Genomic DNA, 16,169 nt, shown 5'->3' with positions numbered 1-16,169 from the left:
TCAGGGACCGGAAGGAAGAGACATGCCAGAGAACCCGGATATCGGCGCCCCGGCGCCCGCCTGGAACCGCCTCAGATTCGAGGCCCGCGCCGCTGCGGCAGATGAGCCGACCCTGGCGAGCTATCTGAATTCGGCCATCCTGGCCCATGCCACACTGTGTCAGGCGCTTTCATTTCATCTCGCGGAGAAGCTGAAAAGTCCGGTGATGAGCACCCAGCAGGTGCGTCAGATCCTGGGCGAGACCTATGACACCCATCGCTCGCTGGTCGATGCGGCGGAAGCCGACATGCAGGCCGTGCTGGAGCGGGATCCGGCCTGCCGTGGCATGTTGCAGCCCTTTCTCTATTTCAAGGGCTTCCTCGCCCTGCAGACCTATCGCGTGGCCAACCTCCTGTGGCGCGAAGGGCGGGAGACACTGGCCTTCCATTTTCAGAGCCGCGCTTCGGAACTGTTCGGAGTGGACATCCATCCGGCCGCCCGCATCGGCACCGGCGTCATGCTCGACCACGCGTCCGGCATCACGATTGGTGAAACGGCGGTCGTGGGCGATGGCTGTTCGCTGCTGCATGGCGTCACGCTGGGCGGCACCGGCAAGGAAGTCGGCGATCGCCATCCGAAGATCGGCAAGGGCGTGCTGCTCTCGGTCGGTGCCAAGGTGCTGGGCAACATCCAGATCGGCGACGAGGCCAAGGTGGCGGCCGGCAGCGTTGTGCTGAAGGATGTACCGGCGAAATGCACGGTGGCCGGTGTTCCGGCGCGCATTGTCAGCGGCCCGTCCTGCTGTCATCCGGCAGAAACCATGGACCAGACGATTCCCGACGACATCGGCAAGTAAAGCCCCGGTTCGCGTGACAGGCGTTTGCCTTGATTACAACTCTCGCCCCGGCTGAATCCCAAGAAGAATTGTCAGCAATATTGTCTTCGCGGACGTTTCATTTCGGGATCGGAATGTTGTTGGAGCCCTTTGTTTCGGCTAGTGTTTGACGCAATTCCCGAAATCGGGTGGGGCGTGGATAACAGGCGTGATGAGGGTTGCAGTTTGAGTGACAGCACCGGCACCGGGGGACGGTTCCTGCAAACGCGCAAGGTGCGGCGGGCATCCGGCGAGCCTGTGCCATTCTTTCCATTGGGCGGCATTCCGCTGATTGCGCTGGGGCTGTTGTTGCTGTTCGCGCTCTGGCCGTTCGCCTTTGGCGTTGTGCAGTCGACCGCCGGGCGGACAGCTGCCGAAGCCCTGATCGAGGCAGATGCCGCGTGGGCCCGGGCCAATGTTTCGGGACAATGGATCACGCTGGAAGGGCGCCCACCCAGCCGGGAGGCTGCCGAAGCGGCCGTCGCCGCCGTGCGGCGGGCTCGCGCACCGACCCTGTTCGGATCTGCGCGCCCGGTCACGCGTGTGCGGGACGCGTTCGATTATTCAAACCTGGGCGAGGGCACTCCGGCCACGGCAATCGACTGGTCGTTCCGTGTCGCCAACGGCGTGCTGACGCTGGACGGGGACATGCCGGACAATTCCGTCCGACAGCAAATCGTCTCCGCAGCCCGGGCGAAAATCGATCCGCCGCGTATCCTCTCGATTCAGGACAGTCTGTCGATCACCCAGGATGCGGCGCCGTCCGGATTCTTCGAAGTGGCGCAGCGCGGCCTGAACACGGTGACGCGGTGTGACCGGGGCGTGGCGGGGTTCAATGACAACCGGTTCTCGTTGAGCTGTGAACTGCCGGGGGCCGAGGCTGCCGCGGTTCGCGAGATGGCAATTGCGCCGATCCCGCTGGGAGAAGTTGGCGCGGTGGACATCATCGCGCACGAGGCCGTGGCGACTTGCGAATCCTCTCTCGCCGATCTGCTGGGGGACACGCGGATCGAGTTCCAGTCCTCGAGCGCCGTGATCGGTGCATCCAGTGCGGGCCTGCTGGACAGCGTGGCGGAAGCCGTGCGGTCCTGTCCGGGGACTCTGCGTATTGCGGGCTATACGGACAGTACCGGATTGCCGGACATGAACCGCGCGCTGAGCCAGGCGCGTGCAGAGGCAGTGCGCAATGCGCTGATTGCGCGGGGGGTGCCTCCCGGCCGGCTTGTGGCCACGGGCTATGGGGATGCCAGCCCGGTTGCCTCCAACACCACACCGCAAGGGCGGGCCCAGAACCGCCGAATTGAAATACGGGTGATCCGTGTTTCCGAATGATTTCCTCCTGATACGTCGAAAGTAAACATCATGTGGTTCCTTCTCATCCAGATCTTCCTGCTGATGCTGCTTGCCGCCCTGGCAGGCGCTGCGCTGGCCTATTGGTGGTTCCGGAACCGCTATGAGGATGTCACCGAAACCTACGAAACGCTGATGGATGAGAGCGCCGAAGCCGACGCCCTGCCGGCCGTGTCACGCGACGAAATCGCGTCGTATTTCTCCATGATCGAGGAGCGCATTTCGGCGCTGCCATCGCCGGTCACGCGCGATGAGTTCCATGCCAATATTCACAGTATCGGTGACCGGCTGACCAGCCTGCCGCTTCCGGACATTTCGCCCCTGCATGCACGTCTTGATGCGATCGAGGCCCGGCTGACCGACAGCGGTGCCGGCTTCGACCCGGTCCTGTCGCGCCTGTCCGACCTGGACCTGGCCGTGGGCCAGCTGAAGAACACCGACCTAGAGGATATCGAAGGCCGTCTGTCCCGGATCGAGGACAATGTGAATGTTCTGGTCAATTCGGAACCGGCGCAGATGCCGGAACCGGACCTCGGCCCGATTCACAGCGGGCTGGCGCGGCTGGAACTGGCCATCGAGAATCTCGACCTGCCGATGACCGACCTCGAGCCGATCCGCAGCGATTTCGGCCAGATGGAATCCCGGCTGGCCGAGTTTGCCGAACGGCTCGACGCGCAGCGCAAGGCGGACAATGAAAGCATGACCATTCGTCTGCAGACCCTGTCATCCTCGCTTGCCTCCCTGCGCGTGCCGGATGTCGACAGTCTTCGCGACCGCCTGGCCAAGCTGGAAACCGCCATTGGCGAGCTGTCACTTCCGGAGCCGGATTTCGGGCCGATCACGGAAACGCTGCGTCAGATCGAGCGCGATTTGAAAACGGCGCCAGACCACGTGCGGGTCACCAACAACAAGCTGGCGGATCTGGAAGGCGGCACGGCGGCGCTGCATTCCAAACTGGCCTCGCTGGAGGCTCATGTCTCGACGCTGGATCGCACGCCGGTCGATTTCTCGCCCCTTCAGGCGCGTCTGGCAAATCTCGAATCCTCGCTGGCAACCCTGCGCATCGACATGCAGGCGCTGCCGGATGTGGCACCGCTGGAGCGCCGTCTGGCCGCCCTGCAGGAAACGGTGGTCACGCTGCAGGACCCGGACCTGTCGAGCATCACCAATTCCCTGCGCAAGATGGAAGCGCGCCTGAACATGGGCGCCGTGGAAGACCGGCTGACCTCCATCGAGTACGGCATGGCGGCGATGCATCACATGGTGCGCACGCTGCAGGAAACGGCGTATGCCCGCACGGATATCGATATCAGCCAGCGTGTGCCCCTGTCGCAGGCGCGGTTCACCCAGACGACCGTGAACGAAACCCCGGCCGCCCCGCCGCCGCCTCCACCGCCTCCACCCCCGCCAGCGCCGCAACCCACGACCACAGTGCGCAGCGTGGAGATCCTGCGGGGGCAGGACCCTGTGCGTCAGGCCATGCGGCCGGATGACAAGGCCAACCTGCTGGTCGAAGCGGCCTTCGGGCAGGAGGACGATCTGGAACGGGTCAACGGCATCGGCCCGATGCTGGCCGAATTGCTGAACGAGATCGGCGTCTATTATTTCTGGCAGATTGCCGAATGGGGGCCAGACGAAATCCAGTGGGTCGACGACAAACTGGAACACTTCAAGGGCCGGATCCTGCGGGACGACTGGGTCGGGCAGGCGAAACTGCTCGCTGCCCAGCCCGATGTTGCCCAGCGCCCCGGCGCGGCCTGACCCCCTGGCCCGGACGGGCCGATCCAACTGACCCCTTTTCTCGTGCCGGGAATTGGGGTTAGTTAACGCAGCGCGCTGGGGAGGGATGTCGCGACTTGCGGAAGGGGACGCCCGCCATGCTTCGGACCATTGTTTCAGCCCTGTTTTGCCTGATGCTGGGGCCACTCGCCCTGTCGCAACCGGCTGACGCGCCGCGCTATGCGCTGGTCATCGGCAATTCCAACTATCAGCAAACCGGCTGGCAATTGCCCAATCCGGCCCGCGATGCCCAATTGATGGCGGACACGTTGAGCACGGTCGGCTTCACGGTGGACCTCGTGATCGACGGTACCGAAGACGAGATGGAAACGGCCTTTGCCGCGCACGGGGCCCGTTTGAAAGCGGCCGGGGCGAGTGCGGTGGGGCTGATCTATTATGCGGGACATGGGGTGCAGTCACAGGGGCTGAACTATCTGGTGCCGGTCGATGCGAATGCCCGCTCCGAACAGGATATCTGGCGACAGGCACCGCGCCTGGGCGATGCGCTGCGCTATGTCGAGCATGCCGGGAATGCCGTCAATTTCGTGATCCTGGACGCATGCCGGGACAATCCGCTGCCCAGCGCCACACGCAGTGCGGCCGGGGGGCTTGCGGAGGTGAAGCCGGCGCGTGGCCTGTTGATCTCCTATTCCACAGCGCCCGGCTATGTCGCCTATGATGGGGAAGGCCGCCACTCCACATTTGCCGTCGCCCTGTCCGACACGATCCAGCAGCAGAATCTGATCGCCGAACAGGTGTTCAAACGGGTTGCCGACCGTGTGAACCAGTCGACCAATGGCCTGCAGACGCCTTTCTACAATTCCGGCCTGACCGGCGCCGATTTCTGCTTTGCCGGCTGCAATGGCGGCGCGGCGCCCCAGCCCGTACCGGTCACCTCAACTTCGCGGCTGCCGCCGCACGGCGCTCGCACGTCCGCTGCCCGCAGCGCGGGAGATACGCCCGGCACGCCCGCCAGTGAAGACATTGCGCCGGGATTTACCGAGGTGTCGACCCTGCTGCGCCGCGCCGCTTTCACCGCGGCCGCGGCTGGCGGATCCATTGAGGAGCGCACATTCCGCGACTGTACCGATTGTCCGGAAATGGTGGCCATTCCAGGCGGTGAGTTCCTGATGGGATCGCCCGAGAGTGAGGCCGAACGCAAGGACAATGAAGGTCCGCAATGGCGGGCCACCCTTGCGCCCTTTGCCGCTTCGGCGACGGAGATTACCTGGGCCCAGCTGGACGCCTGCATCGCGGATGGAGGCTGCGCAGGCAACAAGGCCGCCCAGGAAACCCGCAGCCAGCAATGGCAGCAACCGGGCCTGCCCGTGATCAACATTACCTGGGTCGAGGCGATGGCCTATGTTGACTGGCTGAACACTCGCGTGGAGGGCGAACCCTATCGCCTGCTGAGCGAGGCGGAATGGGAATATGCGGCCCGCGCGGGAACCCGCACGCCGTTTCACACCGGAGAGACGCTGAGTGACCAGCAGGCAAACTTCAATGCCGGGCGCATCTACAACAATGGCCCCAAGGGCAGTTGGCCCCGGCGGCCCATGCCGGCCGGCTATTATCCCGCGAATGGATTCGGCCTGCATGAGATGCATGGCAACGTCGCGGAATGGGTCGCGGACTGCAGCGTGCGGAGTTATCTCGGCCGGTTCGGTGCGGCGAGCGTGTATGACGAGCAGGGCTGTCGCAGCCGGGCTGTGCGGGGTGGCAGCTGGGAGAAAATTCCCTCCTATGTCCGTTCGGCCTTCCGGGACGCCTTCCCGGATACCGGGCGCGATGACGGAATTGGCTTCCGGGTCGCGCGGGATGGGGAGTAGGGCATGAAGACGATCAGCCCCCTGATCAGCCACCACCGGGCCGAGCTCAAATCGGAAGCCCGGCTCAACAGGTACTTGCTGCTGGGGGCCATCTTCATGGCGCTGGTTTCGTTCAGCGTCTTCGTGTCGACCCTGCTGGGCCATTATCCATTGCCGGTGGGGGAAGACCTGTTCGCCGACAATCCCGAGCGCATGATCGGCGCGTCCAATTTCTTCGTGGCCACGGCCATCGGCGCCGCCCTGCGGATGTGGCGCAAGCGCCAGATGCGCATCAAGCTGCTGATTGCGGAAGCCTTCATCCGCGAGGAGGATTCCGACACGGGACTGCGCCTCCTGCTGGAGCCGGTGTTCGGCCCCTCGGTCTGGGACGGCAGCGACCGGCCCATCCTGTCAGAAAGGCCTGTCGCATGAGCCCCGTTTCCGACTCCGCCCAGAGCCCGGTCACCTCTCTTGATCTGCTGCGGGAATTGCAGGGAGAGCAGAAGGCGTTCCGTTTCCTGATCCGCGCGCTTGCCGTGCTTCTGGTAACTGCGGCCGTCATCGCTGTCGGCAGCGTGATCTATTTCTACATGGCCCTGCAGGGACTGAAATCGGAATATGCCCATCAGGCCCGTCTCAACGAGATCAATCTGCGCATCGTCGCCGGAGAGGCGAGCCGCCAGCGCGAATCGACCCAGGCGCAACTGGTCGCGATCCGCGAGGAGAACGAGGCGGCGCGTCGCCAGGCCGAACTGTCGCGCGAATTGCAGCAGGCGGGCTCGGCCCGGCAGATCGCGGCCTACAAGGACCGCGCAGTCAACATTGCCCGCAGTCACGTATTGGGCAAGCCGATGAATGATGTCACCTCCCAGGTGGTGAGCATGGTGTTACGCGCCGATGATGGCGATGTCCGTTTGTTGAGGGATGAGGAACACCTGTTGCTGCAGGCGGCCCTGAACGATTGGGGCGGGGAAGTTGAATCCAGCGATGTGCGCGCGGCATTCCAGCAATTGATGGCGGCGGACGCGCTGCCCGACCAGGCGATGGGCGCAGCCGGTCTGGCCATGCTGGAATATCGCGAAGCCAATGACGCGTCCCTGATCTGGAACCGCGGATGCTCGACCGTCGTGGACTATGTGAACCAGGCCACGGCGCGGGATCTGGACGCGCCGATGCTGCTGCTCTGGAAGGGGCAGTGCCTGCGCAAGCGCGGGGATGCGCTGCTGGCCTATCGCGCCTTCAGCGAAGCGGCGCACCTGATCGGGGCGGACCCCGAAGACATCACTCTGGAGCAGGAGCAGATGGCCCACCATGGCGTCGGCACGACGCTGGTGGCGCTGGCGGCGCAAAGGCAATTGCCGGAAGGCCGCTTGTATGAAGAGGCGCTGCAGGAAGCCCTGTCGGAGCTGCGCACGGCGGCACGTATCCGGGCCGAGCGCGGCGCAACGCAGGTCGGTGTGGCCTACACGGAAGAGAATATCGGGTTCATCCATGTGCTGGACGAAGACTGGCCGGCCGCGCTGGAACACACGCAGCGCATTGATGACATCCTGCCGCTGGCGTGGAACCTGACAGTACGCCACATCGCGGCGCGGGAGAATGCCGCCGCCTTGATGCAGGCCGGCGCCAGCCGGGAAGCGCTGGATGCCATGCAGACCATTCAGGACGAGACCGCCATGGTCCTGTCCCTGATGGCGTGTGACCAGATCGACAAGGCGGAGCTGCAGCGCCTGTTGCCGGCCCGGTTCGAAACCGTGCTGGAGGACTTGTCGGCGCACTGCACGGTGGAGACCGGGCGCACCTGAGCGGCGCGTGACTCGCTAGATCGACTTCAGAAGGCCATCCAGACGGCGATAGGTGAGGATCAGGTCTTCCTCTGCCGCCGGGTCGATCGAGGTCACGCCATGCTCCATCCCCAGCACGCCGCGATAGCCCTTCTTCCAGACATGCTGCAGCACATTGGCATAATTGGTCTCGCCCGTATGCGGCTTGTTCCGGCCAGGATGATCGCCGAGCTGGAAGTAGGCGATCTCCGACCAGCACGCATCCATGTCCCGGATGATGTTCCCGTCCATGATCTGCTGGTGGTAGATGTCGAACAGCAGCTTGCACTCCGGCCGGTCGACGGCCTTGCTGATCAGGAAGCCGTCCGACGTCCGATTGAGAAACACACCTGGAAAATCGACATTGTTGATCGGTTCAACGACCATGGTCAGCCCGTGCGGCGCAATGCGGTCGCAGGCCTCGCGCAGGGCATCGACGATATGGGCCATCTGGTACTGGCGCCGCAATCCGGGCGTGGCAAGGCCCGGCAGCACGGTCATCCGGGTGGCGCCGGTCCGCTCGGCCACGCCAATCGCATTGTCGACCTGGGCCATGAAGTTCCTGCGGGCCTGCGCATCGCCGGATGTGAGGGTCGGGCTTTGCCAGCCTTGCCTGTCTCCCAGAACGAAGACGCCCATTTCGATGCCAAGCTCGCGCATTGCGTTGCCCAGCCGGATCTGGTCGGCGAGCGGGCGCACGGCCATGCTGTTGTCTTCCCAGGCACGGAACCCCTGATCATGGGCGAATTTCAGCTGGTCCACGAAGTCTGGACCGGCCAGGCCCTCGAACATGCCGAAATGCGGTGCGAACCTGGCCGTGAACGGGCCGGTGGAAGGTGGGATGTCCTGAAGGGTGCCAACCGGACGGTATGCCCCCTCGCCGACGCTGAATCGGTCAAGCAGCGGCTCGGCGGTCTCGTCACGCCGGGAACAGGCGGCGAGCGACAGGGCCGGAATGAGGCCGCCCAGCAACGTGCGCCTCGACAGGCGGCGGGTGATGGGCAAGGGGCGATCAGGCATGGGCGTGTGGCCATTTCTGCAGGCCCGGGAATCTCGCCAGTCGGGCAGACTGGCCATATGCCGGGTCAAGTCACTGATTTCGTTCAATAGTCGTGATGAACGATGCGAGATTTGTGCCATATCGGGAAGCTTCGTCCCCCGAACTGCAGATGCCCGCAGCGAAAGCCTGGACGGGGTCATCCGACCCCTGTGACGGGACGCAAGGAGGGTGCGGGCACGCGCAGCTGATTTGCAGGCTTTGCGGTTGCAACGCCGGTCAAAATCTCTAGGTTCGCGGCGAACCCGAAGCCCCAGAGGAGCCCGATTTATGGAGCGCGAAGAAACGCTGCGCCTTGAAGCCTATCTCAAGGAAAAACTGCACCCGGGCCTGCGCCTGGTTGCGCGCGACAAAACCGATGATTCCGTCGAGTGCTATCTCGGCGCGGAATTCCTGGCCGTGGTCTACAAGGATGTGGACGAGGGCGAGACATCCTACCAGTTCCAGATGACGGTTCTGTCGGAAGACATCAGCTAGGCTGTCTCCGCCTCGACAGATGCACAGGAAAAAGGCCGGCGCTCCTTTCTGGAGGCCGGCCTTTCGCTTTTTGAAGCGCTGTCGTGTTAGTCGATTTTCTGTCGGACGGTCACGGCAGTCTCGGGATAGTCGGTCCAGATGCCGTCGACGCCGGCTTCGATCAGGACGGTCAGCTCCTGCTCAGCCGTTTCAAACCCTTCGGCCGGGTCGTCATCGCGCACGGTGTAGACGTGTACAAGTTTTCCGAGGGCGTGGGCGCGCTCCACGAAGTCTGTCGTCCCGCCTTCCGGCGTCAGGATCATCGCCTTGTGGGCACCGACGCCTGGTGTCGGAATATCCTCCAGCTTCATGTCCAGGCCGAGCAGGGCAGCATAGGGCGGACCAACGAGGTTCTGCACGAGGGGCAGATCGCTTTTGGCGGCGACCTTGGCGAGGAAGTCCGGTTCGAAACACTGGATGAAGATCGGGAACCCGGCTTCGACGAGACCGCGCTCTTCAATCGTGTTCAGGATGGGGTCCACCATGTCGAGACCGGCCGCCGAGAAATTGGATGGCCATTTGGCTTCGATATGGAGGCCGACCTTCCGGCCTTGCGCCGCATTCTCCTCGACGAGGTCAATGATCTCGTCAAAGGTCGCGATCCGGAACTGGTCATTAAAGTCCTGCGGACGGCCCTCTACGCGCTGAATGGCGTTCAGCGTCTTCAATTCGGCGAGCGTAAAATCGTCAGACCACCAGTCTTCCTTGTCGCCAAGGGGTGTCTGGCGGACGCTCTTGCGGTCTGCGAATTCTTCGTGATCGGCAATGTCGGTTGTATCGGAGAGATAGCCGTCATGATTGGCGATCAGCACACCATCCCTTGTCATCACCAGATCGGGCTCGATGAAATCGGCGCCCTGGTCGATGGCGACCTGATAGGCTTTCAGCGTGTGTTCGGGATAGAGCCCGCTGGCACCGCGATGGGCGATGATGATGGGCGGGGCGCCGGTCAGCGTCTTGAATGCGGCTTCGGTGTCGCTTGCATCGGCCGGGGCTGTCTCTGCTGGCGCTTCAGCTGCGGGCGCCGCGGGTGCGACCGTTTCGGCTGCGGGATTGCAGGCCGCCAGCAACACGCCGCCGAGGATGAGATATTTCTTCATGGATCAGGATCCTGTCTGGAAATGACGGGGCGAGCTCAGACCCGCCCCGATAGGACATCAGCCTAGAACTTGATGTAGGCACCGGCTTTCAGCATTTGCGGCTTGCCGCGAATGATGGTGTGCAGGCCAAAAGCACCGCCAGTGTTGCCCACATCGATCAGATATTCCTCATCGAAGAGGTTCTCACCCAGGAAATAGACCCCCCACTGATCGTCTGCGCTGTCGAATCCGATGCGGAGATTGGCGATGCCATAGGCGTCCTGCTCTTCCTCGACAAAGGTGCCGTCCGGATAGGCCTCACGGACCCGGACAAACCCACCATTTCCGTCAGCGGCATAATTGTAGCCATTGTCGTCTTCGAAATAGTGATGATCCTTCCACACATAGCTCGGCACGATCGAAAAGTCGCCACGTTCGCCAGCCGGGATCGTGATGTCAGCCGCCAGCGAAAAGCTGTGCTCCGGGCTGATCCGGAAGCTGTTGCCGGCAAATTGGAGCGGGTTTCCATTGTCGTCTTCATCGTCATATTCCGAATGCGTGTAGGCATAGGTGCCGAGCAGGCGGACATTGTCGGTGATGAGGGCCTGGCCGTCGAATTCGAAGCCGTACTGGGTGGCGTTGCCGGAATTCTCCGTGATGAACACACCATTGATCGGGTCGAAACGCGTGGTCTGGAAGTCCTTGTATTCGCCATAGTAGATCGAGCTGGTCATCTGGACACGGTCTTCCCAGAGTCGGGCAAAGACCCCCGCTTCCACATTGTCCAGTGTTTCGGCGTCGATGACATTGTAGGTCGCACCGGAGGCCGACAGCACTTCGGGACGGCGGCCCCGGCCATAGGCGACCCAGGTGTTCACATTGTCGGACACGCGATAGGCGGCATTCAGTCGCCAGGTGAAGGCCCCGTCGGTTTCTTCCGATGCGGAGGCCTTGTTGTTCAGCGTTTCAGAGCTGAGCAGCAGGGTTGGCGCCAGGGTGACGCCGTTCAGGCCGCCGAGATACGGATTGGACTTCAGCACATAGCCGACCGAGCTGGCCGCAAGGTCTTCCTTTGTATAGCGCAGACCGCCGGTCAGTTCGATTCGGTCGGTCAGTTGGTAGGTCACGTCGCCGAACAGGTCATATGTATCGCGATCATTGGTCGATATCTGCTGTTCCAGATGCTCGTCATAGAGCGGTACGAGAGCGCCCTGCAGCAGGGCGGCAAGGGCGGAATACTGGAGCGGATCGTCGAAGCTGCCGAAGTTTGCACCGCCCGGAACGCCTGCCAGGGTGAGTGCGCCCTGGACCTGTCCGACTGTCAGTCCGGCGGCGCCTGCAAGGTTGGGCGCGAACAGGGACTGGGCATAGGCCTCATCGGTGGAGAAGCGCAGTTCGTCCTTGCCGTTGACGGTGAAATAATTGCCGCCGAAGAAGGCAGACAGCTTGCCGCCGGCATCATAGTTCAGGCGCAATTCCTGGCTGAACGTATTGGCCTGACGTCCCTGGTAGAATTGCAGCAGGTTGAAGGCGGCGCCATCAGAATCCCATGCCTCGTTCGAGAACAGGTTGCGATAGTCGGTCAGGGAAGTCAGCGACCAGTCATCGTTCAGGTCATACTCCACATTGGCGGTGACATAGAACAGTTCACGGTCATTGCCGAGCTTGCCGCGGACCTGATCGTCATTCACGTTCATGGCGGTGGCACCATACGGATCGACCTTGCCGTTCACTTCGAAATAGCCGGAAGTGAACTGGGTGCCGGTGGAGTCGTCGTCCTGATAGTTGATGAACAGGTCGGCGCGCAGCTGGGGGCTCGGCTCCCAGTGCAGGGCGGTGCGCAGGGCAAGCGTGTCCTGTCCCATCAGGTCCGGCGAGTTGGCCGTATTCGGCACATAGCCGTCCATGTTCTTCAACTGGCCGGCCACGCGCAGGGCGAGCGTGTCATTGATGACATAGTTGTAGTGGCTTTCCGCGCGGACGAAGCTGTAGTCGCCGCCTTCGATGGAGGCTGCGCCGGAATTGCCGGACAGGGAGGCGCGGTTCTGGATGAAGTTCACGCCGCCAACCAGTGCGCCCTGACCGAACAGGGTGGCCTGCGGGCCTTTGACGATTTCGACGCGCTCCATGTCGTAGATGGCGAGATTGGTGGCGAAGGAGACGTTGCCGATGGCGACACCGTTCTGGAACATGGCGACGCGGGGCGTGCCGCCATCGGAGACGACGCCGCGCAGGGAATAGCTGGGCGCATTGAGGCTCTGGGCCTGAACCTGAAGGCCTGGCACGAAATTGCCGAGGTCCTCGAAATCATCGGCCGCGAGCAGGTCGATCAGGGCCTGGTCGGCCACAGACACGTTGATCGGAACGTCGATGAGCGCCTGCTGCTGCTTCTGCGTCGTCACGGTGACGACGTCCAGATGGCGTGCCTTCTCGGCCCCCGCTTCCTGTGCGTGAGCGGACAATTGTCCAAAGAGCCCAAGCGCTGCAATTGCCGTTGCGGTGAGATAGGAATGTTTCATGATTTGACCCGTTAACTAGGCGCACTGTGCGCAGTCGGGCGCTGCCTACTCAGCGGTTCAGAGTGGCTCAAATCAAAGTTTTACAACAAGAAATTCGAGAACATTTCAGATTTCCCAATGTGATGGGCTTTCGTCGAAAACATCACAAAACCTTGTTGAAGATGCTCTTTTTCGTACGGGGTGAGTGTATACGGATGAAGGAAATCAGACATTCGACCGAATGTCGAAAGTCTTGTATTTTTTCCGTATGTGCAGCGTTGATCAAATAGCGTGCACATTGCGAAGAACGATGGGATGAACCTTCCGTAGGGGGAGGTCAGGGGTGCCGATTTCCTGATTCTCCCTAGAACAGGGAGCCCTGGTCCGTTTTCGGCTTGGCCGGTTTTGCTGCTTTGGGTGCTGCAGGCGCAGGCGGGGGAGGCGGCGCCTCTCCGTCCGGACGGGCCATGACATCGCCATCGCCAAAGCTGACCTTGAAGCTGGGGGCGCCTGCAGCCGTACTGGCAGAGCGAATGAGATTGCCTGCCGGATCCCGCACGATGGCGTAGCCCCGCTTCAGCGTGGACTGGTAGGACAGCGTCTCCAGCAGCTTGCCTTGCGCGGCAAGCGTATTCCGGCGCGCCTCGATCAGGCGGGTGAGGGCCGGACGCGCGCGGACGGCAGTGTCACGCAGGCGCTGTTTCGAGGCCCGTATCTCGGCGTTGAGGCTGGCCGGACTGATGGCCAACCGGGAGACGCGCAGGCGGGCCTTCTGAACGAGCGCGAGCGCGGCCTTGGGCAGGCTGGCGCTGGCATAGTCGAGCCGCTGGCGTTTGGCCTGCAGCAGGGATTCCGGCCGGGGCAGGCGGGCCGCCGCCAGCTTGTCACGAGACTGGCCGGTGCGCCGGGCAAGGGCGCGTTTCAGGCGCTCGCCATGCTCTCCCGTCATCAGCAGCAATTCGGAGCGAACGGGCACCGCGATTTCGGCCGCGCCGGTCGGGGTTGGCGCGCGGGCATCAGACACATAGTCGATCAGGGTCGTGTCGGTTTCATGCCCCACGGCAGAGATCAGCGGAATCTCGCTGTTGAAGGCTGCGCGGACGACATTTTCCTCATTGAAGGGCCAGAGATCTTCAATCGAGCCACCGCCGCGGGCGACGATCAGCACGTCGGGGCGGTCTGCGCCGGTCATGGCGTTGAACCCTTCGATGCCTGCCGTGATCTGGCCTGCCGCGCTGTCGCCCTGGACCAGCGCCGGCCAGACGATGACGCGCACCGGGAACCGGTCGCTGATACGGTGCAGGATGTCACGGATGACGGCGCCGGTGGGGCTGGTGACCACGCCGATGGTGCGGGGCAGGTAGGGCAGCTTTTTCTTGTGGACAGGATCAAACAGCCCTTCCGCCGCCAGCTTCTTCTTGCGCTCTTCCAGCAGCGCCATCAGAGCGCCGGCACCGGCCGGGCGCATGGAGGCGGCAATCATCTGGTAGTTTGATCGGCCCTCATAGATGGACAGGCGGCCGGTGGCGATCACTTCAAGCCCTTCCTCCGGCTTGAACGGCAGGCGATTGACCTGACCTTTCCACATCACCGTGTTCAGCACGGCCTTGTCGTCCTTGAGGTCACAATACATGTGGCCGGACCGGGCAATGGTCACCCGGCCAAGCTCGCCTCTCACCACAACATGATCGTAATTTGTCTCGACGGTTCGCTTCAGGCTGGCTGACAGCTCCGAAACGGACAGGGCAGCATCGTTTGGCGTGGGGGAATCCTGCGGCATTGCCCCAGTCATAAGGCGCGCGCGCCGGAGGGCAAGAGCTGCTTTGCGGCCTGGTCCGGTCATACGGGGTTAACGTCTGTCCGGAATGATCCTGGAAGCTTGAGTCGAGGACAGACGCATCATGGATGAAGAGTCAGCCAAAGCCGAAACGCGGGCGGATCTGAGGTTCCGGCAGGTCGCAGACCAATGGTCCCTGCCGCTGATGGCGCTGGATCGGGACCTGCGCTTTGTCTATGCGAACCATGCCTATATGGAAACGACCAATACGGACTGGGCGACTCTGAAGCACCAGTTCATCTTCGATGTCTTTCCGGATGTGCCGGAACGCAGGGATCCGGTGGAAGCCAAGTTCCGCAGGGTATTTGCCGGCGAGCAGACTCGTCTCGACGCCCAGCCCTATGAGCTGAAAATGCCGGACGGCAGCATCTCCACCCGCGTCTGGCAGACCATTCAGGACCCGCTGTGTGACGAGACCGGCAGGGTCACCCACATGATCCAGCGGGCGGAAGATATTACGGCGCAGATGGAACTGAAGCGCCAGAACGAATTCATGGAAAGCGAACTGGCGCACCGGATTCGCAACATGTTCGCGGTGATCATGGCAACCTCCCGCATTTCCGGTGCGGTGGCGGAGGACACGAAGACCTTCATTCACGACTTCAACGACCGGCTGGCTTCCATGAGCCGGGTCTATACGAAGCTGACCGAGAATGACTGGCGCGGCCTGGACCTGCGACAGGTGATGCAGGATGAGCTGGACGCCGTCACCCGCCGGAGCCGGCATCGCTACACGCTGGAAGGCAGGAGCGTGATCCTGACAGTGAAAGCCAGCAAGGACGCGGCGATGATCATTCACGAACTGGCAGCGAACGCCCGCAAATATGGTGCGTTCCGGTATCCGAACGGGCATGTGACGGTGAAATGGGAGGTCTCGGATCAGGTGTTGACGGCGGTCTGGACCGAGAGTGGAGTGGGTGTAGTGCCTGAGCCTGAACGCAAGGGGTTCGGCACGATGCTGTTCGACATGTTCCCAAAACTGACGATGAAGCGCGAGTTCGGGCCGGACGGGGTACAGGTCACCATCCGGGTCCCGCTGCTGAAATCCCCGATCGATCCGCCGGTCAGCTGACCGATGCCGCAGGCGCCGGCACGAGCTGGTCAAGCTTTGCCAGAAGCTTGCTGGTGATGATCGGCTTGGACAGGAACGGGCTCTGGCTGAATTCGTCGCCGGTGGATTCCGGAGTGTTGCCCGAAACCGTGACGAAGGGAATGCCGTCTGCAAGCAGGCGGCTGGCCACCGGAGCCGAGGTTTCGCCGGCCAGATTGATGTCCAGCACCGCGCAATCGCAGGGTTTCTCGTCGAGCAGCTGCATGGCCTCGAACACTGAGCCCACCGGGCCGATGACGCTGAAGCCGGCATCTTCGAGGGCGGCGGCCATGTCGATGGCGATGATGGCTTCGTCTTCGACCACAAGCACCCGGCGCTGCCCGGACGCCGGCGCCGGTGCCGGGGCGCTCGGCCGGGCGGGCGCAGACAGGTCTGCCGGTGAACTACTGGCTTCCTCGGCCACGAAATCGGATTCGAAGACGCGGTCATCGACGCTGATCAGATGCCAGTGCAGGCCT

At 62.8% G+C, this 16,169-nt stretch carries 13 protein-coding genes; 8 read left to right on the top strand and 5 right to left on the bottom strand.

Translation table 11 applies throughout. The features are described from left to right. The first annotated feature begins 22 nt into the window (after nt 1–22). The 6 genes from cysE to HF955_RS00040 all read left to right on the top strand — a co-directional run bounded on the left by cysE (nt 23) and on the right by HF955_RS00040 (nt 7,595). Nucleotides 23–835 carry a serine O-acetyltransferase gene (cysE, locus tag HF955_RS00065; RefSeq protein ID WP_027836523.1) on the top strand — a complete coding sequence of 271 codons (813 nt, stop codon included), beginning with the start codon at nt 23–25 and terminating at the stop codon, nt 833–835. Between the two features lie 204 nt (nt 836–1,039). Next, nucleotides 1,040–2,185 (top strand): OmpA family protein, encoded by a 1,146-nt coding sequence (locus tag HF955_RS00060; RefSeq protein WP_291076990.1) that lies wholly within the window; start codon nt 1,040–1,042, stop codon nt 2,183–2,185. A gap of 30 nt (nt 2,186–2,215) precedes the next feature. Then, nucleotides 2,216–3,964: a hypothetical protein gene (locus tag HF955_RS00055; protein ID WP_291076989.1), complete on the top strand. Its 1,749-nt coding sequence runs from the start codon at nt 2,216–2,218 to the stop codon at nt 3,962–3,964. 116 nt (nt 3,965–4,080) lie between these two features. Continuing rightward, on the top strand, nt 4,081–5,811 hold the full coding sequence (locus HF955_RS00050; protein ID WP_291076988.1) for an SUMF1/EgtB/PvdO family nonheme iron enzyme: 1,731 nt from the start codon (nt 4,081–4,083) through the stop codon (nt 5,809–5,811). A 3-nt stretch (nt 5,812–5,814) separates the two neighbouring features. Then, nucleotides 5,815–6,222, top strand: a complete 408-nt coding sequence (locus HF955_RS00045; protein ID WP_027836521.1) for a hypothetical protein — start codon at nt 5,815–5,817, stop codon at nt 6,220–6,222. Further along, the gene (locus HF955_RS00040; RefSeq protein ID WP_027836520.1) at nt 6,219–7,595 is read left to right on the top strand and encodes a hypothetical protein; all 1,377 of its coding nucleotides are present in this window, start codon (nt 6,219–6,221) and stop codon (nt 7,593–7,595) included. Before HF955_RS00045 ends, HF955_RS00040 begins: the two co-directional genes overlap by 4 nt. Before the next feature lie 15 nt (nt 7,596–7,610). Here the strand turns inward: HF955_RS00040 and HF955_RS00035 are convergent, their stop codons facing one another. Beyond that, a complete protein-coding gene (locus HF955_RS00035; protein WP_291076987.1) occupies nt 7,611–8,633 on the bottom strand; it encodes a TIM barrel protein in 1,023 nt (340 codons plus the stop codon). 307 nt (nt 8,634–8,940) lie between these two features. On the opposite strand from HF955_RS00035, the gene HF955_RS00030 reads away from it, so the two are divergent. After that, nucleotides 8,941–9,147, top strand: a complete 207-nt coding sequence (locus HF955_RS00030) for a DUF3126 family protein (protein WP_027836519.1) — start codon at nt 8,941–8,943, stop codon at nt 9,145–9,147. A gap of 86 nt (nt 9,148–9,233) precedes the next feature. Here HF955_RS00030 and HF955_RS00025 read toward each other — a convergent pair whose 3' ends face one another. From HF955_RS00025 to xseA, 3 genes are all read right to left on the bottom strand, one after another. Next, nucleotides 9,234–10,286, bottom strand: a complete 1,053-nt coding sequence (locus HF955_RS00025) for a glycerophosphodiester phosphodiesterase family protein (protein WP_291076986.1) — start codon at nt 10,284–10,286, stop codon at nt 9,234–9,236. Nucleotides 10,287–10,348: 62 nt separating this feature from the next. Beyond that, nucleotides 10,349–12,784: a TonB-dependent receptor gene (locus tag HF955_RS00020; RefSeq protein WP_291076985.1), complete on the bottom strand. Its 2,436-nt coding sequence runs from the start codon at nt 12,782–12,784 to the stop codon at nt 10,349–10,351. 343 nt (nt 12,785–13,127) lie between these two features. Further along, complete coding sequence (gene xseA, locus HF955_RS00015) at nt 13,128–14,543, bottom strand: exodeoxyribonuclease VII large subunit (protein WP_291076984.1); 1,416 nt, start codon at nt 14,541–14,543, stop codon at nt 13,128–13,130. A 121-nt stretch (nt 14,544–14,664) separates the two neighbouring features. Between xseA and HF955_RS00010 the strand changes: the two genes are divergently transcribed. Beyond that, nucleotides 14,665–15,672, top strand: coding sequence for an HWE histidine kinase domain-containing protein (locus HF955_RS00010; RefSeq protein WP_291076983.1), 1,008 nt, complete (start codon nt 14,665–14,667; stop codon nt 15,670–15,672). Here HF955_RS00010 and HF955_RS00005 read toward each other — a convergent pair. Continuing rightward, nucleotides 15,665–15,982 carry a hypothetical protein gene (locus tag HF955_RS00005; protein WP_291079316.1) on the bottom strand — a complete coding sequence of 106 codons (318 nt, stop codon included), beginning with the start codon at nt 15,980–15,982 and terminating at the stop codon, nt 15,665–15,667. The two genes, HF955_RS00010 and HF955_RS00005, sit on opposite strands and share 8 nt — an antisense overlap. Nucleotides 15,983–16,169: the final 187 nt, after the last annotated feature.

The sequence above is a fragment of the Hyphomonas sp. genome (assembly GCF_017792385.1).
GTDB lineage: Bacteria > Pseudomonadota > Alphaproteobacteria > Caulobacterales > Hyphomonadaceae > Hyphomonas.
The sequence above is the reverse complement of the archived record's forward strand: the minus strand, read 5'-3'. Positions and strand labels throughout refer to the sequence as shown.